A 17538-nucleotide genomic window follows, 5' to 3' on the forward strand; every position below is an offset into this window, starting at 1 on the left:
TACCGCGGCTACACCGGAACCGTCGCCTCGGGCACCGTGTCCGTCGGCGACCAGGTGATCGTACTGCCGGCAGGCCGGCGCACGTCGGTCGCCGGCATCGACCGCGCAGTCATCAGCGCCACCGGTACCGCGGTCGCCGAACGGCCATCCGCGGTCGCCGGCGAAGCCGTCACCGTCCGGCTCGCCGACGACCTCGACGTCGCCCGCGGCTCGGTCATCGTCTCGGCCGACTCCTCCCCCGGCACCCGCCGGGAACTATCGGCCACCCTGTGCTGGCTGTCGGAACGCCCGCTGACCGTAGGGGCCCGGCTGCTGATCAAGCACACCACCACCACCGCCCAGGCCATCGTCACCAAAATCAACGGCGCGCTCGATGTCAGTGGCACAGGCACGCTCTGCGTTTTGCCGGCCACCGGACTCGAACTCAACGACATCGGCAAGGTACAGCTCAAAATCGCCGCACCACTCGCCGCCGACCCGTACTCCAGCAACAACACCACCGGATCGTTCCTGCTGATCGACGCCCACGACGGGTGGACACTGGCGGCCGGAATGATCGACGACGAAGAAGGGGAACTGCTGTGACCGCACCAGCGCTCGTAGTCCTCGCCCACGGCAGCCGCGATCCGCGATCGGCCGCCACCGTCCACTCGCTCGTGGCCTGCCTGCGCGAGATGCGGGACGACCTGCGGATCGAAGCCTCCTTCCTCGACCACTGCCCGCCGACGCCGTACCAGGTGATCGGGAAACTCGCCGCCGAGGGCGTCGAGGAGGTCGTGGTGTTGCCGTTGCTGCTCTCGACCGCGTTCCACGCGCGGACCGACATCCCGGCCGTCATCGACGAGGCGCGCAGCCGGTTCCCGGATCTGCGGATCATCGCCTCCGACGTGCTCGGGTACGACGACACGCTGCTCGACGTCCTCGACCGCCGGATGCGCGCCGAACTGAAGGACGGCCGGGTGCGTGAACTCGACGCCCTCGTCCTCGCCTGCGCCGGCTCCAGCGACGCCCAGGCCAACGCAGCCGTCACCCGGCTCGCCCGGCTCTGGGGCCAACGCCACAAGCTCCCGGTAACCGCCGCCTTCACCACGGCAGCCACCCCGAGCCCCGCCGAAGCCGTCCTCCAATGGCGCCTGGAGGGCCGCCGCCACGTAGCAGTCGGCTCCTTCTTCCTAGCCCCCGGCGTCCTCCCAGACCGAGCCGAAGAGATGTCCCGCAAGGCCGGCGCAGTCGCCGTCTCCCGCCCCCTAGGCGTCAGCGCCGAAGTAGCCCGCCTAGTCCTACTCCGCTACGGCGTAGCCGGCCTAGACCTCCTCACCCTGGCCCCCGCCCCACGCCCCACCCTGCTCCGCCCGGAGCTGGTGCGTACCGCCTGAGCCAGCAGACACAGAACCCCGCCGGAACCTTCCCCGGCGGGGTTCTGCCGTCTCACCTAGCGGCAACTCGGACCGCCACGCACGCACAACTCCACCCAGCAAGCGCTCTCCGCGGCCTGTCGTGGCCGCCCGCGGAGGTTATGCGTGCGTGGCGATACCGGGGCAACGGCGAGGCGGCGGGGTGGGTCAGGCGGCGAGGTGGGTCGCGGTGGGGGGCACCTGCGTGGGGCGGGCGGTCAGCGCGTTGAGTGAGGTGCCGACCCAGGAGTGGTCGAGGATCACGTCTTCCCAGGAGTAGCGCAGCAGGGTCCAGCCGCGCATCGCCAGTTCGACGTACCGGCGGCAGTCCTTGCGGAGGGCTTGGCGGGTGCCGTGATGAGCGAAGCTGTCGGCCTCCAGCACGATCCGCAGCAACGGGTCGGCGAGATCGACCCGCGCGTAGAACGACCGATCCCTGATCCGGTACTGCGGTACGAAACCGGTGAAGCCCGCCTCCAGCACCCTTGCCCTGAGCATCGACTCGAGCGCCGACTCCGCACGCTCGTCGGCCGCCGCGGCCACCCGCAGTACGGCGGCCCGCCCTGGTCCCCGAGACGCACCCGCCTCCTCGGTCAAGGCGGCCGGCTCGACCTTCTTCAGTCGTAGAGCGGAGTCCGCGATGGCCAGCGCCTCCCCGAACGGGAGATGTCTGGCGCAGTCGAGCACTGTCCGGAGCGGCGGGGTGGCGTTGCCGTCCGCCAGCTCATTGGAGCGGTGGAGCACGCAATCCAGCTCTGTCTCGCGCGGGCGCTGAGTGCGGCTGATCGTGACGTGCGGGACCAGTGGTCGCGTCACCACCTGGAGTCCATGGTGGAGTGCCGCGCTCTGCCGGGACAGCACGCCACCGTTGGCGAGCGCCACGGTCAGGTCCGACGGCTCGGTCGGGAGGGCGTAGACGCCCTTCGCGACTCGAGTGATCTCGTCGCGCTCGAGAGCGCGGCGGATCGATCGCCCTGAGGTGAGGGCCGCCAGATCGGCGTACCGGACGGTACCGCCGGCGCGCTGGAGGATCTCCACGACGTCCGCCATGGAGGGAGTCTGACGGATTCGGAGCGCGGCTGTTCTGAGTTGTCCACAGGTCCCGCACGCACGCACAACTCCAGAGTCAGCCCGGTCCGCCCGCTCAGCCGTCGGGCGATCAGGCAGTTGTGCGTGCGTGGGCGGTCAGGTCGCAGCGAGGCGGGCCTTTTCGGCTTCGATGTCGAAGTCGGGTTTCGGCCATTCCGGGTTGATGTCTTTCAGCGTTTCGAGGAGGAGGGTGGTGACGGCCCAGTTGCGGTACCACTTGCGGTCGCTGGGGATGACGTACCAGGGCGTCTCGGGGTTGTTGCAGTTTTCGAGGGCTGCTTGGTAGGCCTCGGCGTACGCGGGCCAGAGTTCGCGTTCGTCGACGTCGCCGGGGTTGTACTTCCAGTACTTCGTCGGGTTGTCGAGGCGCTCGGCGAGGCGGGCCTTCTGCTCGTCCTCGGAGATGTGCAGGAAGCACTTGACCACCGTGACGCCGCTCGCGGCCAGTTCGGCCTCGAACTCGTTGATCTGCTCGTAGCGGCGGTTCCAGACCGGCGGTGCGACCAGGTTGCGGACGCGGGCGATCAGTACGTCCTCGTAGTGCGACCGGTCGAAGATGCCGATGATGCCGGGACCGGGCAGCGCCTGGCGGATCCGCCAGAGGAACCCGCGCCGCTTCTCCGCCGGAGTCGGCGCCTTGAACGAGGTGATCTTCAGCCCCTGCGGGTCCATCAACCCCGCGCCGTGCCGGATCACGCCGCCCTTGCCGGACGTGTCCATCCCCTGCAGGACCAGCAGGATCCGCTGTTCGCCGCCCTTGCGTCCCTCGGCGAACAGCCGTTCCTGCCAGTCGGAGACCTCGGGCCCGATCGCGTCCAGCGCGAGCTTGCCTTCGTCCTTGCTACCGGTGAACCCGGTCGTCGCCTTCGTGTCCCAGGCGCTCAGATCGACCGGACCCTGCGGCACCCGCAACTGGTCCAGCAGCCTGCCACCCGCCACGTCGTCCGGCTTGGGAGCCTTCTTCTTCGCCATCCGCCCATCCTGCCTCATCAACAGCCGGGATCGGCTCAGGCAGGCGTACCGACCTTGCGCTGCTGCCGCAGGACCACCTCGGCGACGACGATGGCGACCACCCCCACGGCCAACGCGATCAGGCTCCCGGTCACGCCCCAGCCCAGGCCGGTCAGATCGTCGGGGTCACACCCCTCGCCCACGCCGCAGTACTTCGCCTCGTACCCCCGCACACCGATGAAGAACCCGATGATCACCGCGGCCACGACGCTGGACAGATACAGGGCTCCACGCACCAACCAATTCGAACCACCGGCGACCGGGGCCGGCAACTGGATGGACAAGGCGAGCAGCACCAGCCCGAGCAGCCCGATCGCAATCTCCAGCAGGATGAGTTCACCCTCATCAGCCATCCAGATGAACCGGAAGCCGTCGTTCACCGCGCTCTGCCAGACCAGTACGACGTCCAGCAACACCAGCGCGCCCCCGACCCACCGCCTCGACTGAGTACTCACGAAGGCGATACCGACCCCGCCGGCAGCGAGCAGCGCCGCCAGGAACCCGAGCGGCAGGATCCACCGATCGCTGCCGGACCCCGAGCTGTCATGGAACCGCACGAAGCCGCCGACGCCGAGCAGGACGATCCCCAGGCCCAGCAACCCGAGACCACCCACCACCGGCGAGGGAAGCGATCGCTGCTCTTGTGAAGTCATGTCCTCAGCGAACCACGGCACCGGCCCACCAAGCGTGAGTAAGACCACTCAACTCGCCGGGGCCATCCCGACATGGGCGAGCGCGATCAGCCGAGAGAGCGCTCGCAGGTACTTCTTCCGATAACCACCCTTGAGCATCTCGGGCGTGAACATCCGGTCGAGCGGCACTCCCCCGGCCAGCAGCGGGATGTCACGGTCGCACATCCGGTCCGCGAGCACCACGAGCCGCAGCGCGACGTTCTCGTCGGTCAGCTCCCGGATGTCCGTGATGCCGACCGTGGTCACCTCGTCGAGCAGCGCGCCGTACTTGCTCGGATGCAGCTCAGCCAGCTGCTGATAGAGATCCACGAAGTGATCGCACGACGCGCCAGGAATCGAGGCCGCAGTCTGCTCCACCCGCTCGTCCGCCCAGGGCTCAGGAGCGACCGGCAGTCCACGATGCCGATAGTCCGGCCCGTCGATCCGCCGTACGTCGAAATGCGCCGCCAGCCCCTGGATCTCCCGCAGGAAGTCCGTCGCCTGGAAGCGTCCCTCCCCCAGCTTGTCCGGCAGTATGTTCGACGTCGCCGCCAGCTCGACCCCGGCCTCGACCAGTTGCCCGAGCAACCGCGAGATCAACACCGTGTCGCCCGGATCATCCAGCTCGAACTCGTCGATACAGATCAGCCGGTACGCCGAAAGCGCCTCGACCGCCGAACGCATCCCCAACGCCCCGACCAGGTTCGTCAGCTCCACGAAGGTGCAGTACATCTTCGGGCCGGCCGACTCGTGCCACAGCGACGCGAGCAGATGGGTCTTGCCGACGCCGAATCCACCGTCGAGATAGAACCCGGGCTTGCCGGCGGAGAGCGCTTTCGCCCCGCGCAGCCGGGCCCACAGAGAGCGCTCCCTGCGCGGTTCCGCCAAGGCCAGCCCGCGCTGGCGCAGTACCGCCAGGGCCTCCGCCTGGCTCGGCTCGGCAGGGTTGGGGCGGTAGGTGTCGAAGCGGACGTCGGCGAAGCGCGGCGGTGGCACGCACTCGGACAGCAACCGGTCCGGACTCACCTCCGGCCGGCGCTCGCTGAGTCGGATCGGCATGCCCTCACCCTACAAAGAGTTGACCTCAACTCCGCTTGAGGTCATAGCTTCGCGGCAACGACCCCCAGTGAGGAGATCCGATGCACGCGGTACGGCTGCACGAGTTCGGTCCCGCCGAGAACCTGACCTATGAGGAAGTACCGGACCCGGAAGCCGAGCATGGGCAGGTGCGGATCCAGGTCGAAGCGGCCGGTGTGCACCTGGTGGACACCGTGCTCCGCGCGGGCAACGCCGGTGGTGGACCGATCGCCCCGCCGGAACTGCCGACGATCCCCGGCCGTGAGATCGCGGGCCGGGTCGACGCGGTAGGTCCAGGCGTGGCCAAGTCCTGGATCGGCAAGCGTGTGGTCGTCCACCTCGGCGCGAACCCGGGTGGGTACGCCGACCTGGCGGTGGCGAAGGTGCAGTCGCTGCACGAGATCCCTGACCACCTGGACAGTCCAACGGCGGTCGCCACCATCGGCACCGGGCGAACGGCGGCAGGCATCCTCGAGCAGGCAGCGCTGCAGCCAACAGACGCCGTCCTGATCACCGCAGCGGCGGGCGGCATGGGCAGCCTCTTCGTCCAAGCGGCTCGCAACGCCGGGGCCCTGACCATCGGCCTCGCCGGTGGACCGGAGAAGGTCGAGCAGGTGCACGACCTCGGCGCCCAGATCGCGATCGACTACACAGCCGACGACTGGCCGGAGCAGGTCACAAAGCAACTCGACGAGCGCGAGCTGACCGTAGTACTGGACGGCGTGGCCGGTGAGAACGGGCAGCGGGCCTTCGAGCTGCTCGGCATCGGCGGCCGGCTGCTCATGTTCGGCTGGTCCGGCGGCGGCCCGATCCAGGTCACGACGGACGACCTGATGGCGCGCGGCCTCACCGCCACCTGGGCGATCGGCCCGAAGCTCATGCGCAAACTGCGCGCGCTGGAGGCCGAAGCACTGAAGCAGTCGATCGAGGGCAACTGGACTCCCTTGCTCACGAAGTACCCGCTGTCCAAGGCTGCCGACGCCCACCGTGCGCTGGAGAATCGCGAGACCGTCGGGAAAGTCGTGTTGATCCCCGCTTGACCTTCACACCGTGTCAAGCCTCACCGTTGAGTCATGTTCACCATCGGAGACTTCGCCGCCTTCGGGCGGGTGTCGGCGCGGATGCTGCGGCACTACGACGCGATCGGCCTGCTGCGTCCGGCCGGCGTCGACAACGCCACCGGCTACCGGTACTACACCGCCGACCAGCTGCGCAGGCTGAACCGGATCGTCGCGCTCAAGGAACTCGGCTTCACCCTCCAGCAGGTCGGCGCCATCGTCGACGAGAAGCTCGGGCCCGAGGAGCTGCGCGGCATGCTCCGGCTCCGCCGCGCGCAACTGGCGGAACGACTGGCCGAGGACGCGATCCGGCTCGACGCGGTCGAGGCGAGGCTCCGGATCATCGAGAAGGAGGGGCACATGTCCACTGACGACGTCGTCCTGAAGACGATCCCGTCCGTCCGCGTCGCCGAGCTGTCGGCCGTGGCGGCGAGCTACGACGGACCCGACATCACACCGGTCATCCAGCCGCTGTACGGCCAGATCTGGGAGCGGCTGGGCGCAGCGAGCGTCCAGCCGGACGGTCCGCCGGTCGCGTACTACGAGAAGACCGACGGCGAGGCGGTCGTCGTGCACGCCGCCGTGACCGTCAAGCCGGAGCAGACCGCCGACGGCGACTTCCAGGTCGTCGATCTGCCGGAGCTGGCGACCGCCGCGACGATCGTCCACCAGGGCTCGATGGACGACGCCGACCAGAGCATGCAGATCCTCGCCCGCTGGATCGACGACGGCGGCTACCGCAGCGTCGGCTACGCCCGGGAGGTCTGCCTGGCCTTCGACCCGGACGACCAGTCCAAATGGGTGCACGAGTTCCAGATCGAGGTCACCAAGCCCTGACCCGAGCACGACGCAGAGCACCCCGGGCCGCCTGGTGGACGGTCCGGGGTGCCTGCCGCGTTGGCTCGTTACCAGATCGTGTAACCGAAGGTGGCGCTACCTGTCGCCCCGCCACTGTCGGTCGCAGTCACTGTCGCCGTGTAAGAGCCGCGGGTCGTCGGCGTACCTGACACCACTCCGGCCGCGCTGATGGACAAGCCCGCAGGAAGGCCTGTCGCTCGGAAGGTGATCGGCAGGCCGGCGCTCGAGGTGGCCCGGATCTGCAGTGGGAAGGCCGACCAGCCAACGAACCCGTACTGGCTGCCCGGGTTCTGTACGGTCACGGTGCCCGTCGAGGACCCCGTCACCGTCAGGCTGTACGTCGCCGAGTGGCTGACCGCACCCGTCCCCTTCACGACCACCTGGTACGTCCCGGCCGGCGTTGTGGCCGACGTCGCCAGAGTGAGCGTGGAGGAGCTGCCCGACGTCACCGTCGACGGCGAGAAGGATGCGGTCGCACCCGACGGCAGACCGCTGGCCGACAGTTGCACCGACTGCGGGTCGCCGCTGCTGGTCGTAGTACCGACCGTCGTCTGCACCGAGGTGCCCGGGGCAACCGACCCCGAGGTGGGGCTCAGCGAGAGCGAGAAGTCGCTACCGGTCGGCGGGGCACCGCCGACTGCCAGCTTCCACAGCCCGTACGCCGCGGCGTCCGCGCTCCGGTCCAGCACCGTCGAGGAGATGTTCGACGGGTACTTGTCGCAGGCCGAGTGGTAGCAGGAGTCGTAGGCCTGGTTGGCCGTTCCGCCCCACTTCTGTGCCTGAGCGGTGGTCTTGCGGGCACTGGCACCGGCGGCCACGCCGCTGGTCGGGATACCCGCGTTCTTGAAGGAGGCGTCGTCGGACCGGCCGACACCTTCCTGGTTCTCCTCCGGCTGCAGGTTCAGGCCGTCGTAGTAGGCCTTCAGCACCTTGCCGGTCTCGGTGGTGATGTTGTTGACGAAGTAGCCGGCGTTGGTCGAGGCGACCATGTCGAAGTTGAAGTACGCCTTGATCTTCGACTTGTCGGTCGAGGACAGCTGGCCGACGTAGAACTCGGAGCCGTTCAGGCCCTGCTCCTCGTCGGTCCACCAGCCGAACCGGACGTGCTTGGCCAGCGTCGCCTTGTCCTGGGCGAGCCGCAGCGCGACCTCCAGGATGGTGGCTGATCCCGAGCCGTTGTCGTTGCTGCCGGGGCCCGCGCTGACGCTGTCGAGGTGCGCGCCGAGCATGACGACCTGGTTGGCGTCACCACCCGGCAAGTCCGCGATCAGGTTGTCGGACGGGTACTGGCAGCTCGTGCAGCGTTGCTTGACGACCGTGTAGCCGGCGTCGCGCAGCTTCTGCTCGAGGTAGCTGACCGACGCGGTGTGGCCCGCGCTCCCGGCCCGGCGGTTGCCGCCGTTGTTGTCGGCCGCCTGCTGCAGCGCGGCCAGGTGTGCCTTGACCTTCTCCACGTCGATGTCCGGTACGCCGGCGGGCGGGGTGGAACCGCCGACGGTGAGCCGGTACGTCGCGGTCTTGTCCACGTCCGTGCCGTCACCGGTGATCGTCACGTTGTACGCGCCGTCGGGCGTGCTCGACGTGGTGGCGATCTTGAGGGTCGACGAGTTGCCCGACTGGACCGAGCTCGGGTCGAAGGTCGCGGTCGCGCCGCTCGGCAGCCCGGTCGCGGTGAACCGGACGGTCTGGGCCGAGCCGCTGCCGATCACGGTGTTGACCGTGGCGGTCGCGCTCTCTCCCGGCTTGACCGACCCGCTGGCCGGTGACACGGAGAGGGTGAAGTCGTTGCCGCTCGGAGTACAGGTCGCTTCCCCGGACTGGGCGCCGACGGAGACGGCATCCCAAGCGGCCTTTACCTTCGCGTGCAACGCGCAGCTGCTGTCCAGGTTCTTGGCAGCGGTGAGCGTGGTCGAACGCCACTTGCCGTAGGACATGTTCGACGTCTTGATCAGCATCGAGTTGTAGAACAGCTTGCCGGCTTCCTGGTGCCCGATGCCGGTCAGCGTGGTGTTGTTGCAGGTCGGGCTCACCGGCTGGCCGTTGCTCGGATTGGTGCCCTCGGCAAGCAGGTAGAACCAGTGGTTCATCGGGCCGGCCGACGCGTGGATCTCGCTCGGCAGACTGCTGGAGTTGCAGTCCGGGTGCCCAGAGACCTTCGACGGCTTGTACATGTACCGGATCGGGCCGCTGCCGGTCAGGTTGATCGTCTCGCCAATCTCGTAGTCCGGCGCGTCGTTGGAGTTGTTCAGATAGAACTCGCTCAGCGTGCCCCAGATGTCGGCGACGGCTTCCTGCGACGGGTAGCCGGAGATGCCGCCCGGTGTCATCGCGTCCAGGCCGTGCCCGTACTCGTGGGCGACCACGTCCGTCGCGGTGATCCAGTTGCGCGCGTTGTTGTACCCGAAGACGACACCGTCGGAGTTGTACTGCGAACCCCAGTACGCGTTGACGTCGCCGAGCCCGACGAGCGCGTCGGCCCACTTGCCGTTGCCGTCGAGCCCGTTGCGGCCGTACCAGTTCTTCAGCATGTCCCACTCGCCGGCGGCGACGTACATGACATCGGTGCAGCCGGCTTCCTTGTCGGTCTTCGACGTGCTGCCCCACACGTCGTCCGAACCGGAATAGGTGCTGCCGGTCGACTGGTCGCCACACCGCAGGTTCGGGCGGGCCGGGTCGGTCATCGAGTACGTCGTACCCGACTTGGTGGTGCCGATGGTCAGGTTCGAGCCGTTCCAGATCCCGGTACCGGTGCCGGCCGCGGTCTGCTCGATCGCCTGCAGGAACTTGCCGGTGCGCGCGTCGACGTACACCTTCTGCCGGCTCAGCTCGCCGTGGTTGCGGCCTTGCACGATCGCTTCCCAGGCCAGTACCGGCTTCTTCGTACCGGCGTAGACGACCAGCGTCGGCTCACCAGGAGCCGCCTTGCCGTCGGTGATGGCCTTCAGGGCCGTCTTCTGGGCGGCGGCCTTGGTGACCACCGGGTGCCGGTCGACGGTGATGACGTCCTGCTGAGCCACGGTCAGGCTCTTGGCGTTGCCCTTGGCATCGGTCGCGACCACGAAGTCGCCACCGATCACGGGCAGGTCCTGGTACGTGCGCTGGTAGCTCACGTACTGCAGGCCCCAGGGCGTGCTGATGTCTTGCTGGCGGACGAACTGGTCGCTCGGACTCGCCTTGAGTTCGGCGACCCGGCCCTGGACCAGGCGGTCCGCCGTCTTGAGCGCGGCGGCTCGCGGATTTGCCGGTGGTGCTGCGTCTTGCTGAGCCGATGCCGACGGCATCTTCATGGCGATCACCGCGGTGGCGGCTACTGCCAGGCTCAGCACGCAACCGGCTGCGACGACGCGCAGGGCTGTGCTCTTCACTGGGACACTTCCTCACTGAGGGGGCGGGAGCCCCCGCCACGGGCCGGGGGGCTGCAATCCACGGCCGGCCGATGGCGGGGGCGAGGATGCCTGATGACGCACGTGGGCGTGCGCGCCGCAAGAGTTCCGTGGGCAGGTGGATGAACTCCCGGCTTCCTCTGTTGGAAGAGATTGACACCTGCGAGTTATGGCTGTCTTATCCCAGCAGGGCATAACCTCACCGCTATGGAGCTGGAACTACGCCACCTGCGGGTCGTCTGCCGCCTCGCCGACACGGGCAGCGTCTCCAAGGCCGCGGCCGCGCTGGGCGTCTCCCAGCCGTCTTTGACCGCCCAGCTGCACAGAATCGAGGACGCGATCGGCGGCGTTCTGTTCGAACGCGGCCCGTCCGGCGTGGTCGCGACGCCCCTCGGCAAGCACGTGCTCGGCCGTGCCCGGGCGATGCTCGCCGACATGGACGAGCTCGTCGGCAGCAGTCGACGTTATACGTCCACCTCCTCCGTACTACGCCTCGGCGCGGTCCGTACCGTGATGTTCGGGGCCTGGCTGTCGCGACTCGAACAGCTGCTGCCGGGCCGCCAGATCGCGGCGCAGGTCGATCCGTCGTGCGCCGTACTGACTGATCTGCTGGCCGCCGACGTGGTCGACGTGGTGATGCTCGGGCGGTGTGATGACGCCTATGCGCCACCGTGCCCGCCGGGGATCCGCGAGCAGACGATGGTCTGGCCCGAGCCCTTCGCGGTCGCCCTTCCTGCCGACCATCGGCTGGCGGGCAAGGACACCATCGACTTGGTCGACCTCGCCGAAGAGATCTGGATCTGCCCGCCGGCGGGCAAGGAGGACGGCGATCTCGCGTACCTCCGCAGCATCTGCGAGTCGGCCGGATTCACCCCGGAATTCCGCTACGCCAACCTCGACACGTCCGAGATCGAGCAACTGATCGGCGCGGGGCGCGGTATCAGTCTGTGTGCTCCGACGGTGCGCGAGATCCCGAACACGATCGTCCTGCCGATCACCGGGGCGCCGCTGCTCTGGCGCCGGGCCCTCCGCTGGCGTGCCGACAGCACGCCGCAGACGGACGTCGACCTCATCCACCGCGCCTTCACCGACGTCTATCGCCAGACCATCGCCACCCACGCCGCCACCCGGCCCTGGTGGTCCCTCAACCCGGGGGCGCACCCGACCGTGCTCACCCCATGAACACCTAGAATCCTTGGCATGGACGTCACGCCAAGCCGGCCCAAGGTGTTCCTGCTCGCCGAGCAGGACCGCAATTTGGTTGCCAACGGCCCCGCACTGATCGACCCGTCCGGCGCGCGGCACGACATCCCGCTGAAGGTCTACGAGGCGATGGCCTACCTCGAGGCGACTCTTCGTGAGGGTTACGCCGTCCAGATCACCGCGCTGCGGCACGAGCTGCCGATCGACGAGGCCGCCGACGCGGCGTTGATGCCGCGCAAGGAGCTCCGGTTGCTGGTGAGTCAGGGCGAGATCCCGTTCCGGTCGTCCGACTACGTCGACTGGGTCCAGCTGTCCGACGTACTGGCTCTCAGCGCCCGGCTCGACGCCGAGCGGAACGAGATGCTCCAGTCGTTCGCCGAGGAAGAGCCGTGGGACGATCCGCAGGACGGTGACCGATGACGAATCCGCGGAGCGCATTCCTCGACGCGAACGTCCTGCGCGGGCAGCTGACCACCGACATCATGATGTCGCTCGCGGCCGAGCGTCTGTACCAGCCGCAGTGGTCGCAGGATGTGCTGAACGAGGCGGGGCGCAACCGTCCGCCGGGGGTCAGCGAAGAGCAGGTCAACAAGCGGTTCGCGCAGATGAACAAGGTGTTCCCGGCCGCGATGACGACCGGGTACGAAGGTCTGGCGCCGGAGATGCAGGCGGATGAGAAGGACAAGCACGTGCTCGCCGCTGCTGTTCAAGGCGAGTCCGACGTGCTGGTCACGGAGAACACCAAGGACTTCGATCCGCCGGCCACTGGTCCGCATGCGATGAAGGTCGAGCGGACGTCGGAGTTTCTGAACCAGCTCGCGGACGACCACCCGCGGGAGGTGGTCGGGGCGATGCAGAAGATGGTCGACCGCAACCGGCGGGCGCCGCAGACGATGCCTGAGCTGATCGACAAGATGGCGACCCAGCAGGACCTGAAGGGCTTCGCGCACAAGCTCAACTCGCTGGTCCCGCCGGAGAAGCAGGGCTCACACCCCAACCTCCAGGTCGCGAAGGCGAACCAGGCGGCCCTCCAGGGCACAGCACCGGCCAGCCAGGCCGTCAGCACACCCACAGCCGCCCCCGAGGCCCGAAAGGCAGGCACCGACGGCCCCGAGAAGTCCACGGGCCAGGAGCGCTAATTAGCTCTGGTCGGTCCAGGTCAGGCGGTAGGTGATGGCGCCGAAGCGGACGTGATCGCCTGGGCGGACGCGGACCGGGGTGGTGATGCGGAGGCCGTTGAGGTGGGTGCCGTTCATCGAGCCGAGGTCGCGGAGCAGCCAGCCGTCGTCGACGTGGCGGAGCTCGGCGTGGAAGCGGGAGACGGACAGGTCGGTCTCCCGCAGCGTCGCGCCGGGTCCGCGGCCGATGCGGACCGTGGGCGAGTCCGGCGACGGCAGCGCCAGACCTTGCGGGCGGACGTACGGCGCCGCTGCCCGCGGGGTGATCGTCAGCCGCGGGATGCGGGCCAGCAGGCGATTGAGCAACTGGACGACGCGCGGCTCGGTGCCGGGGAGGTCGTGGGTCGCGTTGGCCAGCTCGCGGCGGCTCTGCGCGCGGAGTACGAAGTTCATCCGGCGGATGAAGGTGTCGTGCGAGAGACGCCCCGAGCCCGCCCCGTCGCGCAGGATCGCCAGCGCCCGATCACGCTCGGCGTCCGAGGGACGCGCCAGCTCGATCCGATCCGCCGTCATGCCTGGATTGTCCGTGCCTCCGGGTTCACCTGTCCAGCACAGCTCCGCCTCAAGGGCGCGCAGTCAGTACGTCGGCCAGGTCGAACTTGATCGGCTCCTCCAACTGCTCGTAGGTGCACGACTCCGGCGTCCGGTCCTCCCGCCACCGCACGAACTGAGCCGTGTGACGGAAGCGGACCCCTTCCATGTGGTCGTACTTCACCTCGACCACCCGCTCAGGCCGCAACGGCACGAAGCTGAGGTCCTTGCCCGCCTGCCACCGGCTGCCCTCCGCGTTGCGGGGTGTCCGGTTGCCCTCCTCCTGCTTCGCCCAGGCCCACGGGTGGTCGTCGAAGTCGGTGACGAGCTCCTGCATCTCCACGAACAGCTCCTCGCGGCGAGCCATCGGGAACGCGCCGATCACGCCGACGCTGGCGAGCACGCCGTCGGCGTTGAAGAGTCCGAGCAGCAGCGACCCGATCCGGTTGTCGCCGCTCTTGTGCACCCGGTACCCCGCGACGACGCAGTCCGCGGTCCGCTCGTGCTTGATCTTGAACATCGTCCGCTTGTCCGGCTCGTACAGGCCGTCGAGCGGCTTCGCGATCACCCCGTCCAGCCCGGCCCCCTCGAACTGGTGGAACCACTCCGTCGCGGTCGCCTTGTCCGTCGTCGTCCGGGTCAGATGGATCGGCGCCGCGGACTTGGCCAGCGCCTGCTCCAGCGCCTCCCGCCGCTCGGCGAACGGCCGGTCGGTGTAGTCGGTGTCACCCAGTGCGAGCAGGTCGAACGCGACGAACCGGGCCGGCGTCGTCTCCGACAGCATCTTGACCCGGGAGGCGGCCGGATGGATCCGCTGCTGCAGTACTTCGAAGTCGAGCCGGTCCCCCGACGCGCCGACCACGACGATCTCGCCGTCGATCACGCAGCGCTCGGGCAGGTTCGCCTTGATCGCCTCGACCAGCTCCGGGAAGTACCGGGTCATCGGCTTCTCGTTCCGGCTGCCGATCTCCACCTCGTCGCCGTCGCGGAAGATGATCGAGCGGAAACCGTCCCATTTCGGCTCGAAGCTGACGTTACCGTCCGGGATCTGCTTGATCGGCTTCGCCAGCATCGGCGGGACCGGCGGCATCACGGGGAGCTTCATGGCCGCCATTCTGCCCCCATCAGGTTCCTTTCGGGGGCATGATGGAGCCAATACCGACTGGTACGAACCGGAGGTACCGAGATGTACGACGTCGTACTGCTGGTCGAGCAGGAACTGACCGAACCCGATGCCCAGCGCGTGGTCGAGCTGCACCAGGACATGCCGGAGCCGGTGAAGTACCACGTACTCGTGCCGTGCCACAACGCCGAGGCCGGCGTCGAGGCGTCGATCAGCGCGCTCGGGACGGCGGATCTCTACGGACCCGGACTCACCGAGCAGCGCGCCGACCTCGCCGAGGCGCAGAAAGCGATCGACAGCGAGGCGACCGACTGCACCGGGCGCAGCATCCAGCGGCTGCGCGATCTCGGCCAGCAGGCCGAGGGCGGGATCTCGCATGACCGGCCGATCGACGCGCTGACGGCCACGGTCGACAAGGTCGGCGGGCGGGAGGTCATCATCCTCACCCGGCCGCACATCGTGGCGGAGTTCTTCCACCTCGACTGGACCAATTCGGCCCGCCGGCATCTCGGCGTACCGGTTCTTCATCTGCTGGAACAAGACGAAAAGTAGTCAGCTTCGTTAGACAGGTGTGAGTCCAACCCTCTACACGACGGACGAGGTCGCGGAGCTGCTGCGGATCTCGGTGTACGCCGTCTACAAGCACGTCGCGGCCGGGACCGTGAGGCCGCTGCGCACGCCCGGGCCGCTGCCTTCCGAGCTGCGTTTCACCAGTGACGACGTGGTGCGCATGCTGCTGGCGATGCGACCGTCCGTCGCGGCGCCGGTGCGGCGCCATCTGGCTCTGGTCAGTGGATGAGCAGGGCGGCGTAGGTGCAGCCGGCGGCCAGGGCGGCGAAGACCAGGGAGAGGGTGGCCCGGAGGCCTTGCTCGCCTACCTTGCCGTAGTGCCGGCCGTCCTCGGAGTGGTACGCGAGTTTGTAGCCGGTGTAGCCGGCCCCTAGGACGAGCGCGAACTTGATCATGTGGCGGACTCCCCTGACGACCTCACGTCAGTACAAACGCTACCTTGTCAGGCAGTTACACGCCTGCGGCTGAGCCCGATTCGGCGAACTGGGTGTGGTAAAGGTCGGCGTACTCGCCGTCGAGGGCGAGCAGTTGCTCGTGCGTCCCGCGTTCGACGATGTTGCCGTGGTCAACCACCAGGATCTGGTCCGCGTTCCGTACCGTCGACAGGCGGTGGGCGATGACCAGTGAGGTCCGGCCCTCGAGCGCGGTGTCGAGCGCCTTCTGCACGGCGACCTCCGACTCGGAGTCGAGGTGGGCGGTCGCTTCGTCCAGTACCACGATGTGCGGCGCCTTCAGCAACAACCGGGCGATCGCGAGGCGCTGCCGCTCGCCTCCGGAGAGCCGGTGGCCACGGTCGCCGACCACTGTGTCCAGGCCGTCGGGCAGGGACGACACCAGATCCCACACTTGCGCCGAGCGGAGGGCGTTGGCCATCTCCTCTTCGGTGGCGTCCGTCTTGGCGTAGGCGAGGTTGGCGCGGATCGTGTCATGGAACATGTGGGCGTCCTGCGTCACGTACCCGATGGTGTCGTGGAGGGATTCCAGGGTGACCTCGCGGACGTCCTCGCCACCGATCCGGACCGCGCCTCCCGTTACGTCGTACAGGCGGGCGACCAGGTTGGTGATGGTCGTCTTGCCCGCGCCCGATGGGCCTACCAGGGCGAACATCTGGCCGGGCTCGACCGTGAAGCTGATGTCTTCGAGGACCTGCGCGTTCACCCGCTTGTCGAGGACGGCCACGGACTCGAGGCTGGCGAGTGAGACCTCTTCGGCGGTCGGGTAGCCGAAGGCAACCTTGTCGAAGGTGACCGAGGCCGCGTCGGGTGGCAGCGGCTTGGCGTCCGGAGCGTCCTTGATCATCGGCTCGAGGTCGAGGACCTCGAAGACGCGCTCGAAGGAGACCAGCGCGGTCATCACGTCGACGCGGACGTTGGAGAGCGCGGTCAGCGGGCCGTAGAGCCGGCCGAGCAGCGCGACGAGTGCCAGCAGGGTGCCGACGGTCAGGGTCTGGCGTACCGCGAGGTTGCCGCCGACGCCGTAGACGAGTGCTGTCGCGAGCGCGGCGACCAGGGTCAGCGCGGTGAAGAACACCCGGCCCAGCATTGCGATCCGGATGCCGAGGTCGCGGACCCGGCCTGACTTGTCGGCGAACTGCGCGTTCTCCAGTTCGGGCTTGCCGAACAGCGTCACCAGGAGTGCGCCGCCGACAGAGAAGCGCTCGGTCATCGCGGTCGACATCTCGGCGTTGAGCGTCATCTGCTCGCGGGTCATCGCGGCGAGCCGGCGGCCGAGGTACCGGGCTGGAAGGAGGAAGACGGGCAGGAGCAGGATCGCGACGACGGTCAGCTGCCAGCTCAGGAGAAGCATTGCGCCGACCACGAGGATCAGACTGATGACGTTCGAGACGACGCCGGAGAGGGTCGAGGTGAACGCTTGCTGGGCGCCGATCACGTCGTTGTTGAGGCGGGAGACCAGGGCGCCGGTCTGCGTCCTGGTGAAGAACGCGACCGGCATCCGCTGGACGTGAGCGAAGACCTGCGTCCTGAGATCGAAGATCAAGCCCTCACCGATGCGCGCGGAGAACCAGCGCTGCATCAGGCCGAGGGCCGCGTCGAAGACCGCGAGCAGCGCGACGATCAGGGCAAGGGCGGTCACCAGGCCGCCGTTGCCCTTGCTGATGCCGTCGTCGACGATCTTCTTGAACAGCAGCGGGGAGGCGATCACCAGGAACGCCGAGGTGATCACCAGCGCGAGGAACGCGGTGATGTGCCACTTGAACGGCTTCGCGAACCGCAGGATGCGCCGCAGCGTGCCCTTCGCCAGCTTCTGATCAACCACCGACGCGTCCTGCCGCCGCCAGCTCATCGCGCTGCCGCCGCCACCCATGCGCATCCCTGCAGACATCCGGTCCCTCCCCACAGTCAACTCGTCAACGTTGACAACACTTGAAGTC

Annotated in this window: 17 protein-coding genes and 1 pseudogene; 9 read left to right on the forward strand and 9 right to left on the reverse strand. The window is 68.3% G+C overall.

All coding sequences use genetic code 11. The features are described from left to right. Positions 1 to 585, forward strand: a pseudogene (locus AB0M15_RS25385) (hypothetical protein); the annotation flags it as partial. Then, positions 582 to 1376 (forward strand): sirohydrochlorin chelatase, encoded by a 795-nt coding sequence (locus AB0M15_RS25390; RefSeq protein WP_363823870.1) that lies wholly within the window; start codon positions 582 to 584, stop codon positions 1374 to 1376. The pseudogene AB0M15_RS25385 and the gene AB0M15_RS25390, both read left to right, overlap by 4 nt. Positions 1377 to 1562: 186 nt before the next feature. Here AB0M15_RS25390 and AB0M15_RS25395 read toward each other — a convergent pair whose 3' ends face one another. From AB0M15_RS25395 to zapE, 4 genes are all read right to left on the reverse strand, one after another. After that, positions 1563 to 2444, reverse strand: a complete 882-nt coding sequence (locus AB0M15_RS25395; RefSeq protein WP_363823872.1) for a type IV toxin-antitoxin system AbiEi family antitoxin domain-containing protein — start codon at positions 2442 to 2444, stop codon at positions 1563 to 1565. Between the two features lie 135 nt (positions 2445 to 2579). Then, complete coding sequence (locus tag AB0M15_RS25400) at positions 2580 to 3455, reverse strand: PPK2 family polyphosphate kinase (RefSeq protein WP_363823874.1); 876 nt, start codon at positions 3453 to 3455, stop codon at positions 2580 to 2582. A 35-nt stretch (positions 3456 to 3490) separates the two neighbouring features. Further along, positions 3491 to 4147, reverse strand: coding sequence for a hypothetical protein (locus tag AB0M15_RS25405; protein ID WP_363823876.1), 657 nt, complete (start codon positions 4145 to 4147; stop codon positions 3491 to 3493). 48 nt (positions 4148 to 4195) lie between these two features. Next, positions 4196 to 5224: a cell division protein ZapE gene (gene zapE, locus AB0M15_RS25410; protein ID WP_363823878.1), complete on the reverse strand. Its 1029-nt coding sequence runs from the start codon at positions 5222 to 5224 to the stop codon at positions 4196 to 4198. An 80-nt stretch (positions 5225 to 5304) separates the two neighbouring features. Between zapE and AB0M15_RS25415 the strand changes: the two genes are divergently transcribed. Next, positions 5305 to 6282, forward strand: coding sequence for a zinc-binding dehydrogenase (locus tag AB0M15_RS25415; protein WP_363823880.1), 978 nt, complete (start codon positions 5305 to 5307; stop codon positions 6280 to 6282). Between the two features lie 33 nt (positions 6283 to 6315). Next, positions 6316 to 7137: a MerR family transcriptional regulator gene (locus tag AB0M15_RS25420; protein ID WP_363823881.1), complete on the forward strand. Its 822-nt coding sequence runs from the start codon at positions 6316 to 6318 to the stop codon at positions 7135 to 7137. 68 nt (positions 7138 to 7205) lie between these two features. Here the strand turns inward: AB0M15_RS25420 and AB0M15_RS25425 are convergent, their stop codons facing one another. After that, complete coding sequence (locus AB0M15_RS25425) at positions 7206 to 10523, reverse strand: M28 family peptidase (RefSeq protein WP_363823883.1); 3318 nt, start codon at positions 10521 to 10523, stop codon at positions 7206 to 7208. 225 nt (positions 10524 to 10748) lie between these two features. Between AB0M15_RS25425 and AB0M15_RS25430 the strand changes: the two genes are divergently transcribed. The 3 genes from AB0M15_RS25430 to AB0M15_RS25440 are packed head-to-tail and all read left to right on the forward strand — an operon-like array spanning position 10749 to position 12883. Beyond that, entirely contained in the window at positions 10749 to 11723 is a 975-nt protein-coding gene (locus AB0M15_RS25430) for a LysR family transcriptional regulator (RefSeq protein WP_363823884.1), read from the forward strand. Between the two features lie 18 nt (positions 11724 to 11741). After that, positions 11742 to 12164, forward strand: coding sequence for a hypothetical protein (locus tag AB0M15_RS25435; protein WP_363823886.1), 423 nt, complete (start codon positions 11742 to 11744; stop codon positions 12162 to 12164). Next, positions 12161 to 12883 (forward strand): PIN domain-containing protein, encoded by a 723-nt coding sequence (locus AB0M15_RS25440; RefSeq protein WP_363823888.1) that lies wholly within the window; start codon positions 12161 to 12163, stop codon positions 12881 to 12883. Before AB0M15_RS25435 ends, AB0M15_RS25440 begins: the two co-directional genes overlap by 4 nt. Here AB0M15_RS25440 and AB0M15_RS25445 read toward each other — a convergent pair whose 3' ends face one another. Together AB0M15_RS25445 and AB0M15_RS25450 are read right to left on the reverse strand one after the other, a co-directional pair. Further along, entirely contained in the window at positions 12884 to 13435 is a 552-nt protein-coding gene (locus AB0M15_RS25445; protein ID WP_363823889.1) for a DUF1707 and FHA domain-containing protein, read from the reverse strand. A 49-nt stretch (positions 13436 to 13484) separates the two neighbouring features. Further along, positions 13485 to 14558, reverse strand: coding sequence for an ATP-dependent DNA ligase (locus AB0M15_RS25450; protein WP_363823890.1), 1074 nt, complete (start codon positions 14556 to 14558; stop codon positions 13485 to 13487). A gap of 81 nt (positions 14559 to 14639) precedes the next feature. Between AB0M15_RS25450 and AB0M15_RS25455 the strand changes: the two genes are divergently transcribed. Continuing rightward, positions 14640 to 15128 (forward strand): hypothetical protein, encoded by a 489-nt coding sequence (locus AB0M15_RS25455; protein WP_343972272.1) that lies wholly within the window; start codon positions 14640 to 14642, stop codon positions 15126 to 15128. Positions 15129 to 15147: 19 nt separating this feature from the next. Further along, a complete protein-coding gene (locus AB0M15_RS25460; RefSeq protein ID WP_363823893.1) occupies positions 15148 to 15375 on the forward strand; it encodes a helix-turn-helix domain-containing protein in 228 nt (75 codons plus the stop codon). Here AB0M15_RS25460 and AB0M15_RS25465 read toward each other — a convergent pair. Continuing rightward, entirely contained in the window at positions 15365 to 15541 is a 177-nt protein-coding gene (locus tag AB0M15_RS25465; RefSeq protein WP_363823895.1) for a hypothetical protein, read from the reverse strand. The genes AB0M15_RS25460 and AB0M15_RS25465 overlap by 11 nt on opposite strands. 55 nt (positions 15542 to 15596) lie before the next feature. Next, on the reverse strand, positions 15597 to 17489 hold the full coding sequence (locus tag AB0M15_RS25470; protein WP_363823897.1) for an ABC transporter ATP-binding protein: 1893 nt from the start codon (positions 17487 to 17489) through the stop codon (positions 15597 to 15599). Positions 17490 to 17538: the final 49 nt, after the last annotated feature.

Source organism: Kribbella sp. NPDC051718 (assembly GCF_040681515.1).
Classification (GTDB): Bacteria; Actinomycetota; Actinomycetes; order Propionibacteriales; family Kribbellaceae; genus Kribbella.